The sequence below is a fragment of the Rhodococcus sp. FW305-130 genome (assembly GCF_058788335.1).
On sequence record NZ_JBYTAP010000007.1, the window covers coordinates 149,828 to 174,760 of the forward strand.

20 protein-coding genes are annotated in these 24,933 nt (G+C 62.7%); 14 read left to right on the forward strand and 6 right to left on the reverse strand.

The genetic code is table 11. The features are described 5' to 3' along the window. Window positions 1-86: 86 nt before the first annotated feature. Window positions 87-689, forward strand: a complete 603-nt coding sequence (locus AC3WQS_RS22090) for a TetR/AcrR family transcriptional regulator (protein WP_020971207.1) — start codon at window positions 87-89, stop codon at window positions 687-689. On the opposite strand, the gene pip is transcribed toward AC3WQS_RS22090, so the two are convergent. Then, the gene (pip, locus tag AC3WQS_RS22095) at window positions 677-1,636 is read right to left on the reverse strand and encodes a prolyl aminopeptidase (protein ID WP_070795481.1); all 960 of its coding nucleotides are present in this window, start codon (window positions 1,634-1,636) and stop codon (window positions 677-679) included. The genes AC3WQS_RS22090 and pip overlap by 13 nt on opposite strands. A gap of 100 nt (window positions 1,637-1,736) precedes the next feature. Here pip and AC3WQS_RS22100 point away from each other — a divergent pair, with 100 nt between their 5' ends. From AC3WQS_RS22100 to AC3WQS_RS22145, 10 genes are all read left to right on the forward strand, one after another. Beyond that, window positions 1,737-2,195 carry a hypothetical protein gene (locus AC3WQS_RS22100; RefSeq protein WP_029256574.1) on the forward strand — a complete coding sequence of 153 codons (459 nt, stop codon included), beginning with the start codon at window positions 1,737-1,739 and terminating at the stop codon, window positions 2,193-2,195. Window positions 2,196-2,199: 4 nt separating this feature from the next. Continuing rightward, window positions 2,200-2,796, forward strand: coding sequence for a hypothetical protein (locus AC3WQS_RS22105; RefSeq protein WP_020909569.1), 597 nt, complete (start codon window positions 2,200-2,202; stop codon window positions 2,794-2,796). Window positions 2,797-2,880: 84 nt separating this feature from the next. After that, on the forward strand, window positions 2,881-3,501 hold the full coding sequence (locus AC3WQS_RS22110) for a TetR/AcrR family transcriptional regulator (RefSeq protein WP_029256575.1): 621 nt from the start codon (window positions 2,881-2,883) through the stop codon (window positions 3,499-3,501). Between the two features lie 9 nt (window positions 3,502-3,510). Then, the gene (locus AC3WQS_RS22115; protein WP_097386684.1) at window positions 3,511-4,371 is read left to right on the forward strand and encodes a 3-hydroxyacyl-CoA dehydrogenase; all 861 of its coding nucleotides are present in this window, start codon (window positions 3,511-3,513) and stop codon (window positions 4,369-4,371) included. A 201-nt stretch (window positions 4,372-4,572) separates the two neighbouring features. Then, window positions 4,573-5,616: a ParB/Srx family N-terminal domain-containing protein gene (locus AC3WQS_RS22120; RefSeq protein ID WP_492711798.1), complete on the forward strand. Its 1,044-nt coding sequence runs from the start codon at window positions 4,573-4,575 to the stop codon at window positions 5,614-5,616. A gap of 182 nt (window positions 5,617-5,798) precedes the next feature. Continuing rightward, window positions 5,799-11,267 (forward strand): glutamate synthase-related protein, encoded by a 5,469-nt coding sequence (locus AC3WQS_RS22125; RefSeq protein WP_492711800.1) that lies wholly within the window; start codon window positions 5,799-5,801, stop codon window positions 11,265-11,267. Window positions 11,268-11,298: 31 nt separating this feature from the next. After that, window positions 11,299-13,071 carry a sulfite reductase subunit alpha gene (locus AC3WQS_RS22130; protein WP_492711801.1) on the forward strand — a complete coding sequence of 591 codons (1,773 nt, stop codon included), beginning with the start codon at window positions 11,299-11,301 and terminating at the stop codon, window positions 13,069-13,071. Window positions 13,072-13,117: 46 nt separating this feature from the next. Beyond that, window positions 13,118-14,011, forward strand: a complete 894-nt coding sequence (locus AC3WQS_RS22135) for a ChuX/HutX family heme-like substrate-binding protein (RefSeq protein WP_492711802.1) — start codon at window positions 13,118-13,120, stop codon at window positions 14,009-14,011. Between the two features lie 132 nt (window positions 14,012-14,143). Next, the gene (locus AC3WQS_RS22140; protein ID WP_492711803.1) at window positions 14,144-15,775 is read left to right on the forward strand and encodes an ATP-binding cassette domain-containing protein; all 1,632 of its coding nucleotides are present in this window, start codon (window positions 14,144-14,146) and stop codon (window positions 15,773-15,775) included. After that, entirely contained in the window at window positions 15,775-17,322 is a 1,548-nt protein-coding gene (locus AC3WQS_RS22145; RefSeq protein WP_492711805.1) for an ABC transporter ATP-binding protein, read from the forward strand. Before AC3WQS_RS22140 ends, AC3WQS_RS22145 begins: the two co-directional genes overlap by 1 nt. A gap of 102 nt (window positions 17,323-17,424) precedes the next feature. Here the strand turns inward: AC3WQS_RS22145 and AC3WQS_RS22150 are convergent, their stop codons facing one another. From AC3WQS_RS22150 to AC3WQS_RS22160, 3 genes are all read right to left on the reverse strand, one after another. Then, window positions 17,425-17,922 (reverse strand): sugar O-acetyltransferase, encoded by a 498-nt coding sequence (locus tag AC3WQS_RS22150; protein ID WP_492711807.1) that lies wholly within the window; start codon window positions 17,920-17,922, stop codon window positions 17,425-17,427. Between the two features lie 259 nt (window positions 17,923-18,181). Next, window positions 18,182-19,267: an ABC transporter substrate-binding protein gene (locus AC3WQS_RS22155; protein WP_492711808.1), complete on the reverse strand. Its 1,086-nt coding sequence runs from the start codon at window positions 19,265-19,267 to the stop codon at window positions 18,182-18,184. A 74-nt stretch (window positions 19,268-19,341) separates the two neighbouring features. Then, window positions 19,342-20,172, reverse strand: a complete 831-nt coding sequence (locus AC3WQS_RS22160) for a siderophore-interacting protein (protein ID WP_141488192.1) — start codon at window positions 20,170-20,172, stop codon at window positions 19,342-19,344. A 171-nt stretch (window positions 20,173-20,343) separates the two neighbouring features. Between AC3WQS_RS22160 and AC3WQS_RS22165 the strand changes: the two genes are divergently transcribed. Next, window positions 20,344-21,930: a helix-turn-helix domain-containing protein gene (locus AC3WQS_RS22165; RefSeq protein ID WP_492711810.1), complete on the forward strand. Its 1,587-nt coding sequence runs from the start codon at window positions 20,344-20,346 to the stop codon at window positions 21,928-21,930. Window positions 21,931-21,960: 30 nt separating this feature from the next. Here the strand turns inward: AC3WQS_RS22165 and AC3WQS_RS22170 are convergent, their stop codons facing one another. Beyond that, window positions 21,961-22,275, reverse strand: a complete 315-nt coding sequence (locus AC3WQS_RS22170) for a hypothetical protein (RefSeq protein ID WP_042953267.1) — start codon at window positions 22,273-22,275, stop codon at window positions 21,961-21,963. 174 nt (window positions 22,276-22,449) lie between these two features. Between AC3WQS_RS22170 and AC3WQS_RS22175 the strand changes: the two genes are divergently transcribed. Next, window positions 22,450-23,565 (forward strand): agmatine deiminase family protein, encoded by a 1,116-nt coding sequence (locus AC3WQS_RS22175; protein WP_042953257.1) that lies wholly within the window; start codon window positions 22,450-22,452, stop codon window positions 23,563-23,565. Between the two features lie 36 nt (window positions 23,566-23,601). Then, entirely contained in the window at window positions 23,602-24,174 is a 573-nt protein-coding gene (locus AC3WQS_RS22180) for a TetR/AcrR family transcriptional regulator (protein ID WP_046379538.1), read from the forward strand. Window positions 24,175-24,177: 3 nt separating this feature from the next. Here the strand turns inward: AC3WQS_RS22180 and AC3WQS_RS22185 are convergent, their stop codons facing one another. Further along, on the reverse strand, window positions 24,178-24,834 hold the full coding sequence (locus AC3WQS_RS22185) for a TetR/AcrR family transcriptional regulator (RefSeq protein WP_070795473.1): 657 nt from the start codon (window positions 24,832-24,834) through the stop codon (window positions 24,178-24,180). Between the last annotated feature and the right edge of the window lie 99 nt (window positions 24,835-24,933).

Here is a 24,933-nt window from a genome sequence, read left to right on the forward strand (position 1 = left end):
ATCTCTAACGCAACGATCAGTTGCATTAGCTCAGTGAACCATGTGTCTCCAGCTAACACAACACCTTGTTGCGATAAGGTTGACCCATGACCTCGACACCACAACGGCCCGGAGGGCGTAGCGCCAGGGTGCGCGAGGCCGTCCTGGCGGCCACCGCGGCCGAACTGTCCGAACGCGGATTTGCAGCGATGACCATCGAGGACATAGCCGCCCGTTCCGGAGTCCACAAGACCACGATCTACCGGCGATGGAGCACGCTGTCCCAACTGGTGGCCGACGCGGCCGTCGAGGTATCGGCAACTACCGTCCCCATCCCGGATACCGGTTCCATCGAATCCGACCTGCGCGAGATGGCCAGATCGATAGTCGCACTGGTGACAAGCGAGTCGGGCGGCGCGTTGGTGGCTGCACTGTTCTCGGACGCGGTTCGTACGCCAGAAGTGGCGAGACTCAAGCGCGAGTTCTATTCCGCACGTTACGAACTGGCCGACATAGTGGTCCGCCGAGCAGTCGAACGCGGGGAAATCTCCGAGAAGGTCTCAGCTGCTGATCTTCTGGCGGCCGTCGCCGCGCCCATCTACTATCGCCTGTTGGTCGCCGATCTACCTGTCGACCAGTCGGTTGCCGATCGCGCTGCTGCCGGCGCGCTCGCTGCGGCGCACGCCGGAGCACTCGATCAGACCGAATGAGCCAGTAAATTCAGCGCTTCCACGATTGCCTCGTTGAATCCACCCCCGCCATGCCCGGCGTCGTCGAGCACCACCAACTCACTGCCCGGCCAACGCTGGTGGATCGCCCAGGCAGTGTCGAGTGGTCCGGAAATGTCATACCGGCCGTGCACGAGAATCGCGGGAATCTCGGCGAGACGGTCCATTCCGTCCAGGATCTGATTCGGCGCGAGGAAGCAATCGTTGGCCCAGTAGTGCGTGACCAGCCTGGTCATCACCCGACGGAAGTCCGGATTCTGGTATCGAACACTCGGAGTCCACCCCGGCATCAGCGACACATGTACGTCTTCCCAGCGGCACCACTGCACCGCAGCATTTTCCCGCACAACAGGATCCGGATCGGCGAGCAGTCGCGCGTATGCCGCCGGGACGTTCCCGTCACGCTCTTCCACCGGCAGCGGCGCGACGAACTCTTCCCATTCACGCGGAAATATCCTGCCCATGGCACGGGTGATCCATTCGATTTCCACTCTCGTCCCGCCGGTGATCGCGCCCAAAGCCATCGCGATCACCCGCTCGGGAAACGCTTGGGCGTACACCAGACCCAAACTGACGCCCCAAGAAAGGCCGGAAACGATCCATCGTTCGATACCGAGATGTTCACGAAGACGCTCGATGTCGTCGAGGATGTGCGCCGTCGTGTTCACGGTGAGATCGACGTCCGGGCTACTCGCGAGAGGAAGGCTGCGCCCACAGCCTCGTTGATCGAACAGAACTGCGCGAAAGGTTTCGGGATCGAAAAAACGCCTGGCGCCGACAGTGCATCCCGCACCGGGACCGCCGTGGAGATAGAGAACCGGGACACCGGCCGGGTTACCGACGGTCTCCCAGTAGAGGCTCTGACCATCGGGCACTTCCAACAGTCCCGACTCGTACGGTTCGACGGGCGGGTACAGGACAGCGCTCATGGGCGGTAATTCTTCCATCAACCGACGTGTCCGGTAAGCAGCACGCGTCCGGGCTATGGCCTAGCGTGGACAGGACACCTCTGCGACGGGAGTACACCAGATGCGTGATGGGTTCAGGTTGCCGGGGTACGGCGGCGCCGCGGTATTCCTTCGCAGTCATGCGGCACCCGCCGCTGTCTTCGAATCCGACGTACCCACACTCGTTTTCGACGTAGGCCTGCTCAGCCCCGATCGGTTCAATCAGTATCTCAGCAGACACACCGACGAAGGATTTGTCGAACGGCTGGCGGCGTTCTTCTTTCACGCGGCCGCAGACTTTCATCCCGAGAAATCGCTTCCGGCGTTCACCGACGAACGACTCGGGCTGATGATCTCGGTCTGTTCCAGCACCGATCGAGAGGTGGAACTCGACTTCTCACTCGCCGAGGATCCCGAATCGGAGGACACCGAACGCGACGAGATGACCTTCGAGACAAGCCGAGTCGTCCTCGCGACCTCGGCTCAAACGGTTTCTCGACTCACCGGTGGAGTAACCACCCACTTCGACGGAGAGTGGTGACGACATGGGATTCCTCTTCGAGGTTCTCGATTTTCCCGACGGCAGTCGGATGACCGACCTGTGGAACAACACGTGGGCCGAGCCGGCAACCGGAGAGGAGATCGCGTCCGGCCACTTCATTCACCTCGGAGACGATCAGCACGTCGACGTGGAGACAGATTTTCTCAGTAGCCACCTCCCCTTCAACGTGGCAGGCTTCGGCGGAGTCTTTCCCGACGGCAAACCCTGGATGTTCGTCATGCAGAAGGCACCGGCCGACCTCGCGACCAGGCTGCGCGGTGAGGACGATCCACACTCGCTTCTGCGCGGATCACTCGACCGCGCCATGTCTTTCAATCCCGATGCACTGGTGGCCGAGGAATTGTCCTGGAGGCATGACGATCTGGTGAAGGTGTACGAGGAAGAGGGGATCCCAGCAGCATCCATCGCCGGCTGGTCGGCCGCGGACCTCCTGCGCGGCCTCTTGGCGCAGTGTTGTAATGCCGAACTTGCCGCCGTCGTCGCCGGATACCCCGAATGTGCCTACCCCGAATCGGCGCATGCGTGCGAAGCAGACGTGTTCTCCGACGTGTTCGCCGGTTGGGTCAGCGGACTGCGGTGATGTGACGGAGGAGACCCCACCCTCTCAATATTTCGGAGTAGACTCATTTATGAGCGTGATCCGAAATGAGACGAGGTGAGCGGGATGACGAAATCGAACCAAGAGTTGGGTCGTCGTGAACGCAACAAACTCGAGAAGCAGACACGCATCTTCGACGCCGCGGCCGAACTGTTCGCGGAAAAGGGCTACAGCGCAGTCACAACTCAAGAAATTGCCGATCGCGCCGATGTAGCCGGTGGCACCCTCTTTCGTTACGCCGCAAGCAAAGCCGAGCTACTGCTCATGGTGTACAACGCGGAGTACCGCAAGCAGATCGAACTGGGAGAAGAGCGTGAGGCCAAATCGACGGGCACAGAAGATCGTGTGCTCGAGCTGGTTTCACCCCTGCTGATCGCGAGTCGCCGAAACGACGAGAACACCGGCATCTACCAACGCGAAGTGTTGTTCGGCGAGCCCAGCGAGTGTTTCCGGGCCGAAGGTCTGGAACTCTCGCAGCGCCTGCAAACGCGGATTGCGCAAATCTTGCTCGAGGGGCACCCCAACCACACCACCCGAACCATCACTGCAGCGCGAACGATTTCCAACGTGCTGCACTTCGAAATAGCCCGCGCGGCATTGGACCGGATCACGGCTGACGAACTCACGAACATCGTTGCCGCACAAGTTCGATTGACGCTTGCCGGACTACCCACCGAAAAGGATTGAGGATCGAAAATGACTGAACTGAAGCAGATCACCGTTCTGGGTACCGGAGTTCTCGGCTCGCAGATCGTCTATCAGACCGCCTATCACGGATTCGACGTCGTCGCGTACGACATCAACGCCGAGGTCATCGAAAAGGCCAAGGCTCGGTTCGACTCGTTGGCCGCGGCCTACAAGGCCGAAAACGTCGAGGGCGCCAAGGAAGGCAAGGCCGACGAAGCGCTACAACGTATTACGTACTCGTACGATCTCGCCGAAGCCGTGACCAAGGCCGATCTTGTCATCGAGGCAATTCCCGAGGACATCGCCATCAAGCGCGACACCTACGAGAAGCTCGCCGCAGTAGCTCCTGAGCACACGGTGTTCGCAACCAACTCCTCGACGCTTCTGCCGAGCGACCTCAAGGAGTTCACCGGCCGCCCCGAGAAGTTCCTCGCACTGCACTTCGCAAATCACGTGTGGGTCAACAACACTGCCGAGGTCATGGGCACCGAGTCCACCGACCCCGCCGTGTACCGCGAGGTCGTCGAATTCGCGAAGAACATCGGCATGGTGCCGATCGAACTCAAGAAGGAGAAGGCGGGCTACGTACTCAACTCGCTCCTGGTCCCGCTCCTCAATGCAGCATCCGACCTGCTGATCGACGGCATCGCCGATCCCGACATGGTCGACAAGACGTGGCGTATCGGCACCGGAGCCCCGTTCGGCCCCTTCCAGATCATGGATGTCGTCGGGTTGACCACCGTCTACAACATCTCCTCCCAGGGAGGCGAGAAGCAGCGCGCGTTCGCCGACTACATCAAGAAGAACTACATCGACGAAGGCAAGCTCGGCGTCGCTGTCGGCGAGGGCTTCTACAACTACAAAGGCTGATCAAAAGCCGGGCTGATCAACTGCAGGGCTGATCAACCAACAGAGCTGATCAATCAACAGGCTCACCGCGCGGTGCCTACGACGTGAATTCACGTGGTAGCCACCGCGCGGACGTCTGTTGTCAGTAAGTCCGAAACCACCCTGAGCGATTGTGACGCAAGCTTCTTCACGTGCGAACCCATCCTCAGGAGAGATCCCCACATGCGTCGTTCCGCCATCTCGGCACTCACAACACTGGTACTGCTCGGCGCCGGAACACTGGTCAGCACACCCGCTGTCGCCGCTCCCCTCGCGTGTGGCGGAATCTCCACCGGTTCGTTCTCAGGCTCCGCCGGCGGCTCGGAGTACCTGTGCGCCAAAGAAGGTGACCTTCTGGACGTGCGCATCGGCGACGTTCATGCGACGCAGCCTTCCCTCGGCTACGACGAGGTGTACTACAAGCTCGGGCGATACACGCTCGGAAAAGACACGATCAACAAGAAGTTCGACGACTGGTGCGAGGCGAACGGCCAGATCCAGGCTGCGACCGCTACTCCTGCCTCGACGCTGAAGGACCCGTCGTCCTTCACCTGCCAGCTTCCAGTGGGTCAGGAAACCGCCGAGAGCATCGCGCCCATGAAGACCGTGGTCGTCGGACCCCGCGGCGATCTCTACCTGACCGACGGTCACCACACCCTCACGTCCTTCATCGAGACGGCCGACGGAGGCCCCGACCTGCACGTGCGACTGCGGGTTCTCGGCAACCTCAGCGGCCTGAGTGAAGGCGCCTTCTGGACCGAGATGGAAAAGAACAAGTGGGTCTGGTCGCGTGACGTGGACGGAAACCAGGTACCGGTCCAGTCCCTGCCGAAGAGCGTCGGCCTGGCCAACTTCGCCGACGACAAGTACCGCAGCCTGATGTACTTCTCCCGCGACATCGGATTCGCCGCCGGTACGATCCCGTTCCAGGAGTTCTACTGGGGTGCGTGGGTCCGCGACGCCGCGCCCGTCGACCTCACCAACTGGAATCGCGACGACCTCTCCAGCTACCTGGCCACCGTGAAGTCGGTGACCAAAGCACAGACCGCGTTGGCGGGCGATGCCGTCGTCGACAGCGGGTTCACGGCTACCGATCTCGGAGTCCTGCCGGCCTGGAACGACGGCAAAGCGGAGTCAAAGGGCGAGTTCGGAAAGCTGTCGAAGCCGTACACAGACGACAAGCCGGGCAAGATCGCCTACACACTTGCCTACAAAGCAACCCTCTGACCTGCTCGGATCCAAGTCACACCCAGCAAACTTGACTAAGGTAAGCCTCTACTCAGTAGTCTGATCCCATTCGGGTGCCGCTTCATCGAAGCAGCGACGCCCTGCCCTGACGGAAACCATGCCGTCGTATCTGCCCGGTCGATCAATCTCCGGGCAACCAGGACAGGGAGAAGGTTGCTGCAGTGAGCACGTCCATCGTCGGTTTGTACGACCCCGCAGATGACAAGAGCAGTTGCGGGGTCGGGTTCATCACGCGCAAGGACGGCGTGCAGACCCACGATGTCCTGATCAAGGGCAGCGAAGCGCTCTGCTCGGTTCCGCACCGCGGCGGTATGTCCTCCGAGGGCGTCGGCGACGGCGGCGGCGTCTCGGTGGACCTCTCCCTCCGGTTCTTCCGCAAGGTAACCGGGCGCCCCGACCTTCGCGCCGGACGCTTCTGCGTCGGCAACTTCTTCCTTCCGGACGACGACGCCCAGCATGCACGCGCTGCCGCCCTGGTCGAACGTGAACTTCTCGATCGCGGTTTCACCACTCTCGCAGTGCGCGACGTCCCGGTCGACAACTCGGCGATTCGGCCGGCCGCGATCGCGCATCAACTTCCGGTCAGGCAGTGGATTTTCGAGGTCCCCACTCCGCGTCCCGAGCCTGCGGTAGTCGATCGCCTCGTGCACGAGGCCCTGCTCGCCATCGAGGCAATCGCGTACAACACGCCTGCACTACGCGGTTTGTACCCACTGTCCCTCAGCGCGAGGACTCAGGTTCTCAAGGGCCGCTTGAACTCCGACGAAGTGATCCCGTACTTCCGCGACCTGGTCGACCCCGATCACGCTGTCCACACGATGTACTTCCACACGCGATTCTCGACCAACACGGACCCGCATCCCACGATGGCGCAGCCGTTCCGGTTCATGGCTCACAACGGAGAACTGAACACGGACAAGAAGAATCGGCTCTCCGAAGCTGCGGTGGCGAGCGCAAAACGACGTGCGATCGTCCGTCCGCCCGGTCAGTCCGACAGCTGCCGGCTCGATCAGACTCTGGAAGCACGCGTCATCGAGGACAGCGTCGATTTGGTGACAGCTGTGGTCTCGATGATGCCCCCTGCCTGGGAAAACGACACCACCCTCTCCCCCGCAGTGCGTGCGATGTTCGAGTACTTCTCGCTGTACGAGGAGAAGAACGACGGACCGGCAGCGCTGGTGTTCGGCGACGGCACCATCATCGGCGCCCGCCTGGACCGCCTCGGCCTGCGTCCACTTCGCACGATCGAGACACACGAATACGTGTGCGCATTCTCCGAAGCCGGACAGATCGCGTTCGCACCCGAGACGGTGATTCACCGTGGACGCGTCGAGGCCGGCGGAATGCTGTACTTCGATCATCGCGATCGCCATACCTACACTGCCCGTGAAGCTCTGGAAAAGATCGCCGCACAGCGTGACTACCGGTCTCTGCTGGAGCAGTCACGAATCCTGATCGAAGACATCCCCGCTGTACCTGCGGAGAAGGTCAGCTCACCGACGCGCTACAACGGAACGTTCGAGGTTCATCAACGCTACATGGCGTACTCCCTGGATCAGGAGAGCTTCAAATTCCTGATGGATCCGATGCTCACGCACGGAGCCGAGAAGGTATCGGCCATGGGTTACGGCAACGCCATCAACGCGTTTTCCGATCGTGAAGGCGGTGTGGCACGCTACTTCTCGCAGCGATTCGCCCAGGTCACCAACCCTCCGCTGGACAGCATCCGGGAAGCGGACGGCATGACCCTCCGGGTCGCGTTGGGCGCGAAGATGACAGCCGGACAGGGCAAGCAGATCGTCATTTCGTCGCCGATCCTCGGGCATCTGGACATGCTCAAGATCCGCGAACAGAAGCACACCCCGCATCGCCGATTCGAAATGCTCTACCCCGCCGCGGGTGACGCGCAGGCGATGGTTGACGCGATGACCGCGCTCGGCGACGCCGTTGTCGCCTTCGCAGCAGAACAGGGCGGGATCGCAGTCCTGACCGACCGGCACGTATCTCATGAGCGCGCAACGCTTCCCGCGATCATGGTCGTCGGAGCACTGAACCAACGCCTCATCGACGCAGGCCTGCGATTGCGTGTCTCTCTCATCGTGGAGAGTGGCCAGATCGAGTCCTCCCACCACGTTGCGGCTGCACTCGGATTCGGCGCTTCCGCCGTCTACCCGCTCTCCGTTCAGTTACGAGCCGAGGAGAAGTTCGCCGCTGATCCGGATGCCGCGTTCAGACGTTTCGCGAAGGCTGCCGAGAAATCCCTCATGAAGACGATGGGACGCGTCGGCCTGTGCACTGTCGAGAGCTACATCGGCGGAGAGTTCTTCGAACCCAACTTCCTCGATACGTCCGACCCTGTTCTGCGCCAGTGGTTCCCCAACATGAAGTCACCGGTGGGCGGCGTCGGTTTCGACACCGTCGCGGTGACCTCGAAGCAGTGGCACGAGCGTGCAAGCGAAGTCGAGGGTGAAAAGGACCTGCCACTGCTCGGCCTGTTCAAGGAGCGCGCAGACGGCGCAGGGCATTCGTTCGGTACCACCGCAGTCCGCAAGTACGTCGAGCTCACCGAAGAGAAGATCGCGTTCGACAGTCCCTCCGGCACCGAACAATTCGACGCTCTTCGCTTGCTTCCGCTCGGGCGACTCGACGACGCATTCCGCCTCGATGCCGGGGCCTACCGGGCAACGAGTTTCGACCGGTTGACCACCGAACAGATCGACGACTTCGACATCACCGCGGGGTACCGGGACTTTTCTACCGTTATGGCCGCGGAACGATCGCGTCGGCCCGCAGCGTTGCGTGACGTCATCTCTGTTCCCGGCGACGTCACGTTTGCGGTCACGACAGCCGAGTTCGCCGAGCAGATCAGCCGATTCTCGGTGCACGGCAACACAACGATCGTGATGCGCGGAGTCCAGTGTGAATCCGCCGCAGACGACCGGTACACGCTTAGCCTGGACGGTCCACTGGCCGGTGACAGCGCGCGAGCAAAAGCGCTCGGCGACGCTCTCTGCGCCACCTTTGCCGCCGATATCACCATTGAAGCCATCACACCGGATCTTGCGCTGAGGGCAACCGGCATCGGGGCAGAGTTCCTGTCCAAGCTGAGGGTCGCACCGGCAGGTGTTCCTCTCTCCGCGGTACAGAGCGCCAGCGACATCACCCCGAAGTTGGCGTCGGGTGCCATGAGTCATGGCGCACTGAACGCTCCGGCGCACGAAGCCGTCGCACACGGCACGAACATGGTCGGCGCGATGTCCAACAGCGGCGAAGGCGGCGAACACCTTTCGCGCTACAACACGATTCGTGCGTCGCGCATCAAGCAGTTTGCATCCGGACGCTTCGGAATCTGGGCGGGATACCTCGCCGACCCGATGCTCGAAGAGATCGAGATCAAACTCGGCCAGGGCGCAAAACCCGGTGAGGGCGGGCAGCTTCCGGCCGCCAAGGTCACCGTCGACATTGCTGCTGCCCGCGGCGGAACGCCCGGCGTCGAACTGGTATCGCCGCCGCCGCACCACGACACCTACTCCATCGAGGACCTCGCTCAGCTCATCCACGACTGCAAGGCAGCGCGCATCCGGGTGATCGTGAAGTTGGTGTCCTCGGAAGGAATCGGCACCATCGCCGTCGGTGTCGCCAAGGCCGGCGCCGACGTCATCAACGTCGCCGGAAACACCGGTGGCACCGGCGCCGCTTCGGTGACCAGCCTCAAGTACGCGGGCCGTGCGGCAGAGGTCGGTATCGCAGAGGTCCATCAAGCTTTGTGTGCCAACGGCCTTCGCCAGAAAGTCGTTCTGCGATGCTCGGGCGCGCATCAGACCGGCAGCGACATCATCACTTCCGCGCTACTGGGCGCAGACAGCTTCGAGTTCGGTACGTCTGCGCTGATGATGATGGGCTGCGTCATGGCCAAGAACTGCAACATCAAGTGTCCGGCCGGTCTGACCACCAACCCGGAACTGTTCGACGGCGATCCCCGCGCCATGGCGCAGTACCTTCTCAACATCGCTCACGAAACTCGGGAACTGCTCGCGAATCTGGGAATGCGATCCCTTCAGGAAGCGCGGGGTCGAACTGATCTCCTGCATCTGCTCGATCACCCGTCCATCGTCGGCAATCTGAAACTGGACGCGATGTTCGAGTCCGCCCCGGACATCACCGTCGACAATCCCGTGTACCTCGAGCGTGAGTACGCGCTCGACGAGAAGATCATGGACGAGGTTCGCACGGTGCTCTTCAACCGTGGCGAGGCCTCGGTCGCCGTGTCCGGACCTGAATTCGCCGAAGGTGCACTACACCTGGGTAACCGGAACAAGAGCGTCGGTGGGCAGTTGGCGATCGACCTCGAACGCGAACTCAACTACGGAGCGGCCGGCCTTCTCGCTCCGGGGGTACTGACTGACGAGCGTGGGCGACGATATCTGGCTCCGGGCAGCGTTCGCGTCCTGACGACCGGATCTGCGGGCCTCTCGTTCGGCGCATTCTGCAACGACGGCATGCACCTGGAACACACCGGGACATGTAACGACGGTGTCGGAAAGAGCATGAGCGGCGGTGTGATTGCCGTGCGCAGCCCAGGCGGCGGCTCCAGTGACGCCGGCGGAAACGTGTTGATCGGCAACTTCGCGCTCTTCGGCGCCACCGGCGGACGAGTGTTCGTCGAAGGTGAAGCAGGCGATCGCTTTGCCGTTCGCAACTCCGGCGCCAGTGCTGTCGTCGAAGGTGTCGGCGACTTCGCCGGCGAGTACATGACCAACGGTGCTGTCGTGAATCTCGGCGAGTTCGGCAAGGGTGTCGGCAACGGCATGAGCGGCGGGTTCTTCTACCAGTACGACCCTCGCGGCGAACTGGCACTGCGAGCAAGCACCGATTCCGTACTGCTGGGTTCGATCACCGCTGCGACCGATCCTCTGGCCGCCGTCCACAACCACGCGGTACAACTCCTGCTCGAACTGCATGTGGAAGCAACGGGATCCGCACTCGGAACCCGACTGCTCGAGAACTGGGAAGTCGAACAGCACTCGTTCGTCTACGCCATGCCCAAGGCATTGATGCTTTACCAGGACAGCGATGCAATCCTGGCTGCGAAGTCGCACAAAGAGCTTCTCGAAGAATTGGCGTCCGCCATCGCAGCACGTCAGGTCCGCACGTTCAAACTCGCAGTGCGCGATGGGCGCCCCGCGCTGAACGGAGCAGTCCCCGCCTACGGCGAGACCGATACCGCGACGATGTATGCGCTGCTCAGTGCGTACACCGTGCTTCACTTCGCACAACAACTCGCCGCCGCCCGCACGCCGGGTGCGTCCGGGCCCGACGATCCAGCAGTGCAGAAGGCGGCCCGAAACCTGGTACTGACCGAGGACTTCGCCCTCGTCCAGCACTTGGTCAAGTACTCGAAAGAGATTCTGGCCGGCTACTACGACGAACAGCTGGCTGCGCTGATTGCAGCCAAGCGCGTCGACGACTACAAGCAGGCGCTGAGCCTGCGCAACGTGTTGGCCATGGACAGCCCGGCGACGTACGGGTGGATTCTGTTTCAAGACAACAAGAATCGGGACAAGCTCGGATCGCTGCCGAACTTCGACGAACTGTTCGCTTCGCGCACGATCCCCGACCTTGTGTCCTGACCTCCTCCCCCGAACGTAGGTGAGCTTCAAAATGGAAATCCCGTTCATCCCCGAATACGCACCGTTCACCGGCGACCAGCGCGCGTGGCTTTCCGGATTCCTGGCCGGTCTACACTCACGAACTGTCATGCCCGGTCAAACCGGTGCTGCAACAGCGACAGTGGAGAGAACTGCCGGCGCGGCAGTGCACATCCTCTACGGAAGCCAGACCGGCAACGCGGAGTCCGTGGCCGAAGACGCGGCCGCAGCTGCTCGTGCCCACGGTCTCGAACCACTTGTCGCGGGTCTGGACACCGTGGATATCAATGCACTTTCCGCCATGCGCCGGGTGCTCGTCATCACCTCCACCTACGGCGAGGGCGAGATGCCTGACAACGCGCAGCTGTTCTGGGATGCAGTCGAATCCGAGAGTGCGCCCAGGCTGGAGGGTCTCTACTTCGGAGTACTCGCACTCGGTGACACCAGCTACGACGGGTTCTGCCAGTCGGGAAAGAACATCGACGCCCGATTCGAAGCACTCGGCGGGTCCCGGGTTGTCGACCGCACCGATTGCGACGTCGACTACGAGGATCCGGCGGCCGAGTGGATCGTTCGGGCGGTCGCTGCGGTAGCCGGTGTCGACGGTGATGCGGGGGCCGCTGCCTCGCCGGTTGCGTCCACTCCGACGAAGACCAAGTCCCAGTGGACTCGCAAGAACCCTTATCCTGCAACCGTCCTCGCCAACCGACTGTTGTCCGGCGAGGACTCCGCCAAGGAAGTCCGCCACTTCACCTTTGCGCTCGGCGAGGACGGTCTGGACTACGAGGCCGGAGATGGATTGGGCATCCGCCCGATCAACGACCCCGCTCTGGTCGAGGCGATCATCCTTCAGCTCGGTGCGAGCAGTGACTACGTCGTCACCGCGAAAGACGGCTCGTCCGCACCGTTGGACCAGGTGTTGACCAGCGACTACGAGATCTCGATTCCCTCGCGCGATTTGATCGAAGACATCGCCCGACGCAGCGGCGACGCCGAACTGCAGCACATTCTCGACACGGAAGATCGGGAAGCGCTCGATGCGTGGCTGTGGGGCAAGGACGTTCTCGATCTCCTGCAGTTGGACAACAGCATTCGATTGAATCCCGAAGATCTGCTTGCACTTCTGCGCCCGCTGCAACATCGGGTCTATTCGATCTCCTCCAGCCCGCTGGCCCACGACGGCACCGTGCATCTGACGGTAGCGAGTGTGCGCTACCGCTCGGGCGAGCGGGACCGCGGCGGCGTCTGCTCGACGTACATGGCGGACCGCGTCGGCGAGGGAGATCGGGTCGGAGTTTTTGTCTCCAAGAACAATTCGTTCCGCCTACCTGCCGATGACACTGCTCCCGTCGTGATGATCGGACCCGGCACCGGTATCGCACCCTTCCGTGCTTTCCTGCACGAGCGTCGCGCACGCAACGCGTCGGGGCAGAATTGGCTTTTCTTCGGCGATCAGCATCAGTCGAGTGACTTCATCTACGAGGACGAGTTGAACGGTCTGACCCGTGACGGTGTCCTGACGCGTCTCGATCTGGCATTCTCGCGTGATCAGTCCGAGAAGGTCTACGTCCAGACTCGTATGCGCGAGCATGGCCGAGACTTGTTCGACTGGCTCGAAAACGGTGCGCACGTGTACGTCTGCGGCGACGCGACCCGGATGGCAAAGGACGTCGACGACGCGTTGCACGAGGTGGTCGCCGAGCACGGTGGGTTGGATGCGGACGCCGCCGAGGATTACGTCAACAACCTCAAACGATCGAAGCGGTATCTACGGGATGTCTACTGAGATGTGCCCGCACCGTGGCGAATGCCGTTGCGCAGCTTTGGCGCGTATGTCGGACCTGGACGCACTACTTGCGCGTCCAGGATTCCGCGGCGGACTGATCGACACCGCACCTGAGGTAGTCGGCAAAATGCTGCCACTCTTGGACGACGCCGTAGCAATCACCGTTGCAGGTCCGGTGGCTGTCAACGACTCGGGCAAGTACGCCGTTCCAACAGTTCCCGGCGATCCGCTGGTCTGCACGCCCGGACTCGTCTCTCTACGTTTGAACCCTTCCACCCTCGGTTCGGTGGTGACCACTGACGCAGAACAGCACCTGCCCCCGACGCTTCGGATGTTCGATACCCACGGATCGAGTTCACACACAACATATTTGACCCCGAACTCGGATCGTCTCGCCTTCGAAGCGATGCGAACTGCGCCCAACACTGCGAGGGAATCAAGCACTCCCGTCCAGACATCGAATACTCCCGCCTTTTGGGCCGAGGCCGATCAGCTGACACAGCTCGACTTCATCCTCGCGGACAGCGGCACCGAACGTCGTAGCGGCTTGGTCGCTTTGGGTGCCCTCGGCTACCGGCGAGTCGATCCTCACCTCATGGCTGCCGGGATGGAGCACCTGTCCTACCACCAACTGCCCGTCACGAGTGTCGTCGCCGGCAACGGCTGCCTGCAGATCCACCGCGGTGATCTCGACGCCGCAGCCATGTTCGGCGGGACATTGACTGTAGCCTCGGACACCTGCCGAACGATGATCGATCTGAACGGCGTCTCGGAGTGTTGGCTGACCCGCACCCACGGAGTGCACGGTTTGACGACGTCTGTCGAGGTGTACGACTTCCGCCGCAAGTGCGTAGCCGTGTTCACTCAGACTGGCCCAACCGAATCCGCGGTCATGAGCGTATGGGAAGACGTCATGAGTTCCATTTCGGCCGCATCCTGAAGACCGAAGTACGACCCATTCGGGTGTAAGAAATCGGCGCATCGCGATAACTGGATGTGACGACCGAAGCCTAGCCTTGGGTTTCGGTCATTTGTCGTGTCTGCACCCGGACGCTGATTCAAGGAGTTATCCATGCCCCGCCCTCTCGTCGAACCGTCGCTGGTCCCGGCTTTGCGCCCGGCGCTGCCTGCATTGGCCGCCGGGGTGCTCGCGGCGGCAGCGTCAGGGGTCGCGACGCTCGGTGCGCTCTGGAGCGTCGTGCAACTCATCGGTGAACCGTCGATGACTTGGGCCGGGTGGGCATGTGGGCTGTGGCTCACCGGGGTAACGCTCGCGGCCACGTCGTCGTGGCTCTCGCATCACGCCGAGTCGCTCTTCGAGGCCAGGCTCAGGCGCCAGCTCGCAGCTCATCTCGTTCGACTGCCCGCAAGCACGCTGTCCCGCTACAGCGGAGACGCACTGAGGAGGCTCGTTTCGGACGACATCTCGGCGCTGCACCATATGACTTCGCACCTACCGGCCGAGTTCGCGACACTGATCGTGGTCCCGGCGGTCACGATCGCGGTACTGGTTGCCTCAGCCGGCCCCGTAGCGCTTTTCGCTCTCGCTCCCGGCATCGTGGCAGCACTGTTCTACTTGTTCGTGATCCCCCGAATGGCCGCTCGGCACAGCGCCGAAAGTGCGGATGTCATGGGCGACATCGTGACCGCCGTGGACGACTATGCCCGCGGTATCCACGTCTGCCGGATCTACGGCGCGCAGACCGGCGCTGCCGCCGACTATGCAGAATCGACAGCACGGTTCACCCGGGGAATGCAGGAGCGCGTTCGACTCGTGGCTACCCCCGCGGCCGTCGCGGTTGCCCTCATGCAGGCGACGGCGACGTTCGCGATCGCCTATGCCGTCGGATATCGCTGGGATGCAACGACGTTGGCCGCCACTATTCTCTTCAGCCTCGCAATCGTGACACCGGCCCTGCGGCTCGGGCACGGCCTCGACTACGTCGAGGCTGGACGCGCTGCGGCAGTCCGGCTCGCCGCTGCCCTGGACGAACCCACCCTCCCTGCCGGCGAAGCACTCACCGTTCCGGCGTCGAGTCCCTCCGACCGCCTGGAGATCGTCGACCTGACTGTCATGATCGCGGACCGCAGAGTCGTCGACGGCGTCACGCATGCATTCCGCCCAGCCGCGATCACTGCGATCACGGGACCGAGTGGAGCGGGCAAGTCGACGCTCCTGAAAGCACTGGCCGGCTTCGAGATCCCGGAACTCGGTACCGTCCGCTACGCGGGCCAGAGCGTCGTCACGATCGACGAGAACCTGCGGCCACAGTCCATTCTGCACTCCCCCCAGGGCGCAGACGTGTTGCCGGCCACGGTGCGCGAGAACATCGCACTGGCCGCCCCCGATGCAACGGACGCGGAATACACCGCCGCACTACGCCGGGCACAGATCGACATCAGCCTCGACACCGACGCCACTTCACTCTCCGGCGGAGAACGTCAGCGAGTCGGGCTCGCTCGGGTATTCCTCTCGCCCGCAGCAGTACTGCTGCTCGACGAGCCGACCAGTGCGCTCGACGATCGGACAGCGGCCGAACTGCTGAAGGAACTGCGCCACTTCGCGCACGCTGAAGGGAAGACGATCGTGATCGTCACCCACGACCCTGCTCTTGCAGACGACGCCGACGATCGACTCGACCTCGACAGTCCCAACTCGCACAACGCCGCCTCGCGTAATGCCGCCCTGACTGGAGCCGAATAATGAACAGCGCCAATGCAGCCCGTCGCCGCTTGATCACCATCGGATTCGGTTGGGTATCCGTTGCTGTCCTCGAGGCGATCGCGTACACCACCCTCGCCCTCTCGATCGCTGATCACCGGTCGCCGGTTCTCGTGCTGGCCACGGCCGCAATCGCTCTCTTCGTGACCGTCCTGGTCTCGCGGGGTGGTTACTTCACCGGGGCTCGACTCGTCGGCGATCTCTACGATGCGCTCGGCGACGCCTTCGCCCGCACCAAGCTGTCGTGGTTCACCGACGACAACCGGGCGCTGCTCGCCACCGTCGCCGGGCGCGGAATCCCGTCACTGATGAGCGTTCCCGCGCACCAACTTCAGACCTTCCTCGTTACGCCGCTGATACCGCTGCTCCTGCTTCCTGGAGTCGCGGTCGTCGCGGGGCTAGGCGTCATGCTGATGGTCGGCGGACTGCTCGCCGTGTCCCTCGCGGCTCAGACGCTCGCCCAACGCGCTCTCAGCCGAGCGGACGCTCGCCGGCATGAGGCCGAACTCGCAGCAACGCAGTCGACTCTCGAGCTCACCGATCATCTCGAATTACTGCGCACGGCAGCCGGTCCCACACGTTCCGTCGAACGTATCGAGCGAAGTTGGCGGGATCAGGAAACCGCGCTTGCACGGACCAATCTCGCCGCGGCACCAGCGACATTCATCTCGGCGATCGCCACCATTGTGCCGCTGGCAGGCGCAGTGATCTTCCTCGCCGCCACCGGATTCGACGATCCCGCAGCCGCTCTGGCGCTCGTCATCCTCACCGCCCGCGCCGCTGCCCCGCTCGACGAACTCGCTCTGGCCGGAATCGGAGTCAATGAACTGCGCGCAACGGTTCGCGATTACCGCGCCGCGACTTCGGCTCCCGCACTACCCGAGCCCTCGCGCCAGGACGCCGCGCGCCCTGTTGGAACTGACATCAAGGTCGTCGGAGTGGACCACGCTCCGGTTCTGCGCGGCATCAACGCGGAGATCCCCGCCGGTGAGCGTGTTCTCGTCGCAGGGCGCTCAGGTACGGGGAAGAGCACCCTTCTCGGGCTGCTCATGCGCTTCGACGACCCGGACGAAGGCAGCGTCACTCTCGGCGGAGTTTCATTGCGCGACTTGCCATACGACGACCTGGCTGCTCACATCGGCTACGTGCCACAAGATCCACTCGTGTTCTCGGGCACGCTCGGCGAGAACATCGGACTGGGAAGACCGGGCGCTACCGAAACCCAGATCGAGGAAGCCGCCAGGCGCGCTGCCCTCGGCGCCGTTCTCGACCGCTCGACGCTCGGCATTCATCAGGACATCGGTCACCAAGGATCCGCTCTCTCCGGTGGCGAACGTCAGCGGGTGGCGATCGCTCGTGCCTTCCTCAAAGACGCTCCCGTCCTGGTGCTCGACGAGGCTACTTCGGCTCTCGACGAGGGCACCGAGCGCCGCATCGCCGGCGCCGTGCGGGAAGTGGCGGCTACCGTCTTCGTCGTCACCCACCGCGACCCCGCCATCTGGGAGCCCACCCGCACGATCACGCTCTGACATCGCAAGCCCTAGTGCTCGCGTTGCAGTCCTTCTACTTCGGTAGGTGTACGACGGACAACCCTTGCAGGCGATCCAGCAGCAACGACGTGATCGGGAATGTCATGCAACACCACACTTTCCGGCACCGATCACGGCGTTATGACCGATCGAAACTCCTGCACCGACGGTGACGGAGGCACCGAGCCACGTGTTCTCGCCGATGACGATCGGAGCGGCTCGCTCCCATCCCTCGCGGCGCCGTCGATGATCATCGACAGGGTGCAACGCTGTCATCAGCTGGGCTCCAGGCCCGATCCTCACGTCCGCGCCGATCGTGATCAGCGCATCATCCATGAAGAACCCGTTCGCGTTGACGAATGCGTTGGCTCCGAGCCGAATGTTGTGTCCGTAGCTGCATTGGAACCGCGGCACCACCAAAGCTCCGTCACCTACCTCACCAAAAAGGCTGGCGAGAGCCCGTGAGCGGACAGCGTCGTCGTCCGCCGCAGCCCCATTGAACGAGTCGAGTCGACGCCAACACTCAAGCCGCCGTTCCCGCAGCTCGTCATCATCGAGATACCACTCGCCACGAGCAAGACGATCCGCCTGTTCTCCCACCCGCGGATCGTCGCACACCGCGCCACCGCACTCCGACTGGGCACACCGCACCCCACCGAGCGCTATAACAGAGCGGATCCAATGCAGCCCGGACGGCGAACGAGATCGCACACCTTTACCGCCGGACCGATCACCCCAGGTTGCGCGGCTTTTTTCGTTCCATCGGTGACCCCAACCCGGGACACCTGCTGTACGAACAACCCGTCGCCACACAATCATGTGGCGACGGGTGAGTGCTTTCCGTTCTCCAGTTGTACGCCTACAGCTTCGCGCTGATGAGCGGCACGATATGTTCAGCCGCCCACGTCGTTCCGATCGGGCCACCGCTCGTGATTGCCCACAGAACATCCCCGCCGTCGGCGGTGCGAGGAGGCAGGCTAACCCAATGACCGGAGGACACAGCGCCGAGAGCTTGGAAGAGCTTCCCGCCGGTCAGCTTGTCGAAATCCTCTTCGCTGCCGGCGGCACTGCGACCGATCAGCAGGAAATCCGCATCGATGTTCTCGAGAAGTTCCTCTCCGACCGTGCTCTGAGTGACGAACTCCTTCGCACGCGGATTCTCGCCGAAACCAAGCTCACCCAGGAATGTTGCCGGCGCCGAACCTGGCGCTGAAAGATACTGCAGCCCATTGCCGGTGCCGTAGAAGATCGCCCAAGTCGCAGTCAGACCCGCGAGTTGCGGGTTCTCCTCACGCACTTTGGCGAAGTACTGATCATGCTCTGCCACAACCTTTTCAGCCGCATTCGAGAGATCGAGGGTCTCGCCCAGAACACGGATCGACTCCTTCCACGGCACGAGCATCCGCGACTTCGTGTCGGGGCTCGTCACAACCGGTGCGATGGAGGACAAACGCTCGTAGTAGTCGCCCATGGACAAACCACCCAGGCCGTCAGCCCAGCCGACGGCGACGATGAGGTCCGGTTCGCTCGCGGCGATGGCTTCGACGGGAAGTGTTCCGCCCATCGCGAACTCGAAAGTGTCGAGATCCTCTGCGTCGTAAGGCAACAAGTACGACTGGGAAGCCGATTCCTTCACCATCGACGAGGAGAGCACGGGTTTGACGCCGAGCGCGAGGAGCATTTCCGTGTCGACGGCATTGGGCACGATGGCGGCGATCCGCTCCGGTCGCTTCTCGAGAATACTTGTACCGTATGGCGATTCCAGGGTCAGCGGGTAGGTAGTCGTTCCTTCCGCAGCGGGCAGGGCGTTCCCCTCCGAACCGGGAGAGGATGCCGTTTTCGAGTCTTCGGCCGAGGCCGAGCACCCGGTTACGAGTAGCGCTGCGGCGAGCGCGGCCCCGATCAGTCCGGTGATCCGTGATCGTCTGGTGCGCAGGACTGTCATTTCTGCCTTTCGGTGTTATCGAGCACTTTCGGTGTTGCTGAGGTGAAGGGTGTTGGGTGAGCGATGGAGCCAGGTCAGGAATCTGCGCGCACGGCCCCGCCGCGTTTCCAGTAGCCGGTGAAATCGATGTCGGTCTTCGCAATTCCTCGATCACGAATCAAATGACGCCGAAGCGAGCGAACCGTCGCCTGTTCGCCTGCAAGCCAAGCGAATACGCGTCCGTCAGGCCATTCGGCAGCACTGACCGCGTCGAGCAACAAAGTAGTAGCGCCGGGCTCGGCCCCCTCGCGTGGCAACCACGTGACACTCACCCCGGACAACTCGCGCACCGATTGGATGTGAGCCGAGTCCGCAATTTCGACGAACACATGCCCCCTGGCATCGGCGGGCAATTCCTCGAGCAGACGTGCGATCGCCGGCAACGCGGTCTCGTCACCGACGGCCAGCAGATACTCGTGATCTTCCGGGAGTCCCTGCGATACAGAGGGGCCCGCGATGTGCATTCGGTCGCCCGGGCTGGCGTCCCGCGCCCAGGTGGTAGCCACTCCGTCGCCGTGAACGACGAAATCGACGTCGAGTTCCCTTGTTTGCGGATCGTAGCGGCGCACGGTGTATGCGCGGGCAAGCGGACGGCGCCCCGCAGCGAAAGTCACACTGCCGTCGACCATTACCGGCAGGACCGGGTCGGATTCGCCGGGGTAGGTGAACAGCAACCGGATGTCGTCGTCGAAGCCCGTACTCGCGAAGGCGGGTTCGGCAATTCCGTCGGCGTTGGTGAAGGTGTCGAGTTGGGCTCCGGTGAGCGTCACTCTCCGCATGCCCGGCGTCACCTCTGTCACCCGATGTACCTCGAGTTCACGCAAGGTAACGGGGTACGCCGTTGTCGGACGGGTGTTTCGGGGCACGGAAAGTCTCCTCGGAAGCGCACAGACGGGGGTCCGGCCCACGTTCGATCACGACGGGAGGGCCAATAAATAAAGCTAGCCTGCCCTAATCAGTTAGGGTTATCCGTGCGTGCCGACTTCTTACACTCATCGGTCGGCTGGAAGAGAATGCATCGACGTCGGGAGGGCATCGTGGGACCACGGCTGGTGTTCCCCGCAGGCGAAGTCCCCGAGATCCCCGCTGCTCGGCTCGCCTCGACCGCGAATGAACGCGAGCCACTGCTGTTCTGGGTACATACCGGGCGCGCAGAATTGCAGATCAGCGGCCGTACCCGCAGTGTGACTGCGGGGGCGGCAATCTGGGTACCGGCGGGAATCGCGTACAGCATCCGGGTCGATCCGGGCGCGGTCGCATTTCCCATCCCACTGCCCGCGGCCGACCTGCCGCCCGCGTTGAACCGGGTCATCGACTTCGAGATCCCAGCAGACTGGGAGGACTGGCTCGTCCACCAATTCGCGCACAACTTGGGATTTCTTCGGGGTGAGACGGCAGCGGGAGCCGGACTGATCGAGCTTGTCGCGGGTGTTCACTCCGACGTGGACGACAACTCCCCGTCATACTCCCCACCGCGCTTGCCACGCTCGGCCGAAACCCTCGAGATCGCACGCACGCTGCTGCGGACACCATCCGACGACACCGAACTTTCCCGGTTCGCCCAGCAACTCAAGATCGGTGTCCGCACCCTGCAGCGCCGATTCACCGAGGAAACGGGATTGTCATTCGTGCGCTGGCGTACTTCGGCCCGGATCGCGGCAGCGACCTCATATCTGGCCGCCGGCCGCGAAATCGGCTGGACGGGTAGCCAGGTCGGATTCGCGACACCCGCGGGCTTCACCCGCGCCTTCCGAGAACACACCGGCATGACACCCACCGACTACGCACGCGCCAACCGGCGCCCGACGCCGCCCCGTGAAGACGAGACCCTGGCACAGGGCGTTGCATTGTTGTCCGAAGAAGGCGCCCGGTCAGGATCGGCACCAGCACCCCCGACGATCCCCGCAAGTGGAACGTGGGCACGGGTCAACGACTTTCACGTCGTTGTCTGGATCTACCGAGGCTCCGCCCGGGTCACTTTCGGCGACCGAACCTGGAATCTGAGACGGGGTGACGCGATGTGGCTTCCCGCTGGAGTGCGCAACAGCGTCGAGATCGCCGAAGGCTCTTTGTTACTTCCCCTCGGATCCCAGCCGGGTGCCTCTCCCGTCACCGCACCGCCCCCACGTGTGCTGCACTTCGCGCGCGAAGCGCAGGCGTATCTGCTGCACACGGTGGTCGCGAATTACACCCACCTGCGCCCCGAGATCCACGACCCCGCCCGGATCGCGAGGCTGATTCGAAGTGCCGCGGCAGCACCCCTACCCAGCGGCGATCAGGCCGATCCAGTCGAAACGATCCTTGCCGCACTCCGGAAGAACCCCGCCGATTCGCGCACGCTGCCGGATTGGAGCGCTCGGCTCGGCGTCGACGAGGACTTGCTCCTCAAAGACTTCGTAGCGGCCACCGGCCAGAGCTTCCCGCGCTGGCGCGGTCAGTTGCGGATGACCCTCGCCCGCGCTTATCTCGAGGAGGGCCTCGCGGCCGGGGAGGCTGCCCGTCGACTCGGCTACGCGCACGCGTCCGGATTCACCAAGGTCTTCATCGCGGCTCACGGCATGTCGCCCCGGGACTACCAGCGCCGCGGATGGCGAGGAACGGTCGAAGGACTCATCGACTCGTGACCTTCCGTCGGATAATTCCTTCAGTTCCCACTACACGAACAGTGCGGCAGCCATTCCGGCAAAAACCAGCGAGATGGCAAACAAGTAGAGACGCAGAATACTGCGGTACCTCTTGCGAGCATGCTCCACTTCATACGAGCTACTCAGCGTTCGGAAGAGAACTATGAGCATCAGAGCGACGGCTGTGAACAGTGTGACCACGATGACCCAGTCCGTCGTGGTTTCCACTGGCGCTTTGCCGTCGTCGCGAATTGCCCACTGAGCCAAAAAGTTCAATAAGAACCCCAAGATGATGCCAAGCGAAGTCACCATCGGCTGGCGGGTATCCCGAATGTCATCGTTCATGATCACTACTTTCTTGACTAAATTTTCAGTCAGGAGCTAGTCTCTGTGCAAGCAAGTGAGCGCCAGACGCACCTGGTGTGATCGAACAGTAGCTGGATGTTGCCCCACTCGCGCGCGATGAACAGAGTTCTCGAAGACCACACGAGCCCGCGAGAAGCAGAAGGAGTCACCGCAATGCACAGACGTCGGTTCATACAGGCAGGCGCAGCCGCGCTCAGTGGCCTCTTCCTGGCAGGTTGCGGCGATTCCGACTCAGCCTCGGGCGGGAGCAATGGCAGCGACGATCTTCGCGAGTGGGTGATGCCGGAAGAGGGCGATCCGCACAAGCGCACCTGGATGGCGTTCGGCGCCAGTGAAGCGATCTGGGGAGCCGCCCTCCTGCCCGAGGTCCAGCGCAACCTCGCGACGATCGCGCAGACTATCGCGCAGTTCGAGCCCGTCTCGATGCTTGTCCGTTCCGAGGAACTGGACTTGGCACGAACCCTCGTCGGCCCATCGGTCGAACTGATCGCCGCCCCTCTCGACGACCTCTGGATGCGCGACACCGGCCCCGTATTCGTGAAAGGCAACGGGACCAAAGCGGGTATCGATTTCAACTTCAACGGTTGGGGCGAGAAGCAGGATTTTGATCAGGACGGCCAAGTCGCAGCGTTTGTCGCCGCCCGCGCGGGAGTCGAATCATTGCCTACCGACCTGATCCTCGAAGGCGGCGGCATCGAGGTCGACGGCGAAGGAACAGCCATCATCACCGAAAGCTGCGTCCTCAACAACAACCGCAACCCGGGATGGTCGAAGTCGGACGTCGAAGCCGAACTCGGTCCCCTGCTCGGCCTCGACAAGATCATCTGGCTACCGGGAATCGCGGGCAAGGACATCACGGACGGCCACACGGACTTCTACGCCCGCTTCGCGCGACCAGGCGTCGTGGTCGCAGGCCTCGACACGGATCCGGAGTCCTTCGACCACGACGTGACCGCACGCCACCTCGAGATTCTCGAGAACGCGACCGACGCCCAGGGGCGGAAGCTGGAAGTGGTTGTTCTCGAGGCACCTGTTTCGATCAGGCCGCAGTTCGAATCAGATGATTTCGCAGCCGGATACATCAACTTTTACGTGTGCAACGGAGCAGTCATCGCCCCTGAATTCGGTGATCCCGAGGCCGACCAGGCTGCCAGAAGTGAATTGGAGCGCCTCTTCCCCGACCGTCGCGTCGTGCAGATCAACATCGACGCCATTGCCGCCGGTGGTGGCGGCATTCACTGCACCACCCAGCAGGAACCTGCGGACTAGAAGCCCGTCCCGACCACCCTCGTAGAATTCGGACTCGTGTCGAACCGTCAAACGGAAATCTTGGAAGCGGCAGTCCGCGTCATCGCCCAGCACGGCGTGCGCGGGCTGAGGGTGGAAACGCTCGCCGCCGAGGCGGGGGTGTCGACCGCGCTGATCTACTACCACTTCCAGAACCGCGCCGGTGTGCTGCGCCGGGCCCTCGATCACATCAACGATCGCGCCGCGCTGTACACCGAGGATGCCTTCACGGAAACAGACCCGCGCGCGCAGCTCGACCAGATGCTCCTGCTGGAGTTTCAGAACTCGCCGAAGATTCGCGAAAACAGCATTGCATGGGGCGAACTTCGGGCAAGCGCCGTCTTCGCAGACGAGCTACGCGAATCACTACGTACCACAACGCAGAAATGGGCAGACGACGTCGAATCCTTGATCCGGCAAGCTCAGGACGTCGGCCTCGCTGATCCGAAGGCAAGCCCGGCCGACGCCGCCGAACGACTCACTGCACTGGTCGAAGGCCTGAGTGAACGCTGGCTGAGCGGCTCGATTTCCATCGAACGAGCAAGAGAACTCCTCATCGGTGCGATCAGCGTGGAGATCGATCCGAGCTAGCCCCTACCGCTCGTCGCCGCCCCTGGATTCCGGCGACAGGGCCGGGAACCAGATGTCGGTCAGAACCTCGGCCGCCTGCATCCGAGTCACATCGATCGTCCCCTGCACGGCCCAGCGAGTGAAGAATCGCTCCAGCTGGCTCACGAGCAATTCGACGCGCAACCTCGCCTCGTCATGCTGTTCCACCGGCCACCGACCCAGATACTTGGGCATGGCATTCGGTAGTTCGGTCATACCGTCTCGCGCTGTCTCGCGGAACTCCGGTTCGAGTGCCACGGCCTCGTCCCACGCCGGCAGCAGGCGCTTGTTCTCGTCGAACCAGTCGAAGGCACGTTCCAGCCATGCGGTGAACTCCACGCGAGAGTTCGTGTCGAGGACCCGATCGAGATCGATGTAGAAAGCGAACGCACTCGCCGCCATCCCGGCCGCGCCGATCGTCTTGAGCATCTCCACCTTGCTGGCGAAATGCACGTAGAACGTGGCTCTACTGCATCCGACGACCGAGGAGATGTCGTCGACCGTGACAGCCGCGTATCCCCGTTCCTCGAACAGAGTGCGTGCGGCGTCCACGAGTTTGGCCCGCGTCGCGCGTTTCTGCTCGTCGCGAAGTGTTCCCCGCCTGTTCTTCGGGCCATCGGTAGTCGTGCTCACGTCGCCCACCTTGCTCGCATTTCGACTTCCTGGCAAATCACCGACTCACCGTCATCAAAAAACATTGCGTCATTCATTGACACATCGTCAGCGAATGGCGCACTATGA

What these genes read in the sequence shown, in the direction of transcription:
- AC3WQS_RS22090 (WP_020971207.1), top strand. Translation starts at nt 87, where the DNA reads ATGACCTCGACACCACAACGGCCCGGAGGGCGTAGCGCCAGGGTGCGC.
- pip (WP_070795481.1), bottom strand. Translation starts at nt 1,636, where the DNA reads ATGAGCGCTGTCCTGTACCCGCCCGTCGAACCGTACGAGTCGGGACTG.
- AC3WQS_RS22100 (WP_029256574.1), top strand. Translation starts at nt 1,737, where the DNA reads ATGCGTGATGGGTTCAGGTTGCCGGGGTACGGCGGCGCCGCGGTATTC.
- AC3WQS_RS22105 (WP_020909569.1), top strand. Translation starts at nt 2,200, where the DNA reads ATGGGATTCCTCTTCGAGGTTCTCGATTTTCCCGACGGCAGTCGGATG.
- AC3WQS_RS22110 (WP_029256575.1), top strand. Translation starts at nt 2,881, where the DNA reads ATGACGAAATCGAACCAAGAGTTGGGTCGTCGTGAACGCAACAAACTC.
- AC3WQS_RS22115 (WP_097386684.1), top strand. Translation starts at nt 3,511, where the DNA reads ATGACTGAACTGAAGCAGATCACCGTTCTGGGTACCGGAGTTCTCGGC.
- AC3WQS_RS22120 (WP_492711798.1), top strand. Translation starts at nt 4,573, where the DNA reads ATGCGTCGTTCCGCCATCTCGGCACTCACAACACTGGTACTGCTCGGC.
- AC3WQS_RS22130 (WP_492711801.1), top strand. Translation starts at nt 11,299, where the DNA reads ATGGAAATCCCGTTCATCCCCGAATACGCACCGTTCACCGGCGACCAG.
- AC3WQS_RS22135 (WP_492711802.1), top strand. Translation starts at nt 13,118, where the DNA reads ATGTCGGACCTGGACGCACTACTTGCGCGTCCAGGATTCCGCGGCGGA.
- AC3WQS_RS22140 (WP_492711803.1), top strand. Translation starts at nt 14,144, where the DNA reads ATGCCCCGCCCTCTCGTCGAACCGTCGCTGGTCCCGGCTTTGCGCCCG.
- AC3WQS_RS22145 (WP_492711805.1), top strand. Translation starts at nt 15,775, where the DNA reads ATGAACAGCGCCAATGCAGCCCGTCGCCGCTTGATCACCATCGGATTC.
- AC3WQS_RS22155 (WP_492711808.1), bottom strand. Translation starts at nt 19,267, where the DNA reads ATGACAGTCCTGCGCACCAGACGATCACGGATCACCGGACTGATCGGG.
- AC3WQS_RS22170 (WP_042953267.1), bottom strand. Translation starts at nt 22,275, where the DNA reads ATGAACGATGACATTCGGGATACCCGCCAGCCGATGGTGACTTCGCTT.
- AC3WQS_RS22175 (WP_042953257.1), top strand. Translation starts at nt 22,450, where the DNA reads ATGCACAGACGTCGGTTCATACAGGCAGGCGCAGCCGCGCTCAGTGGC.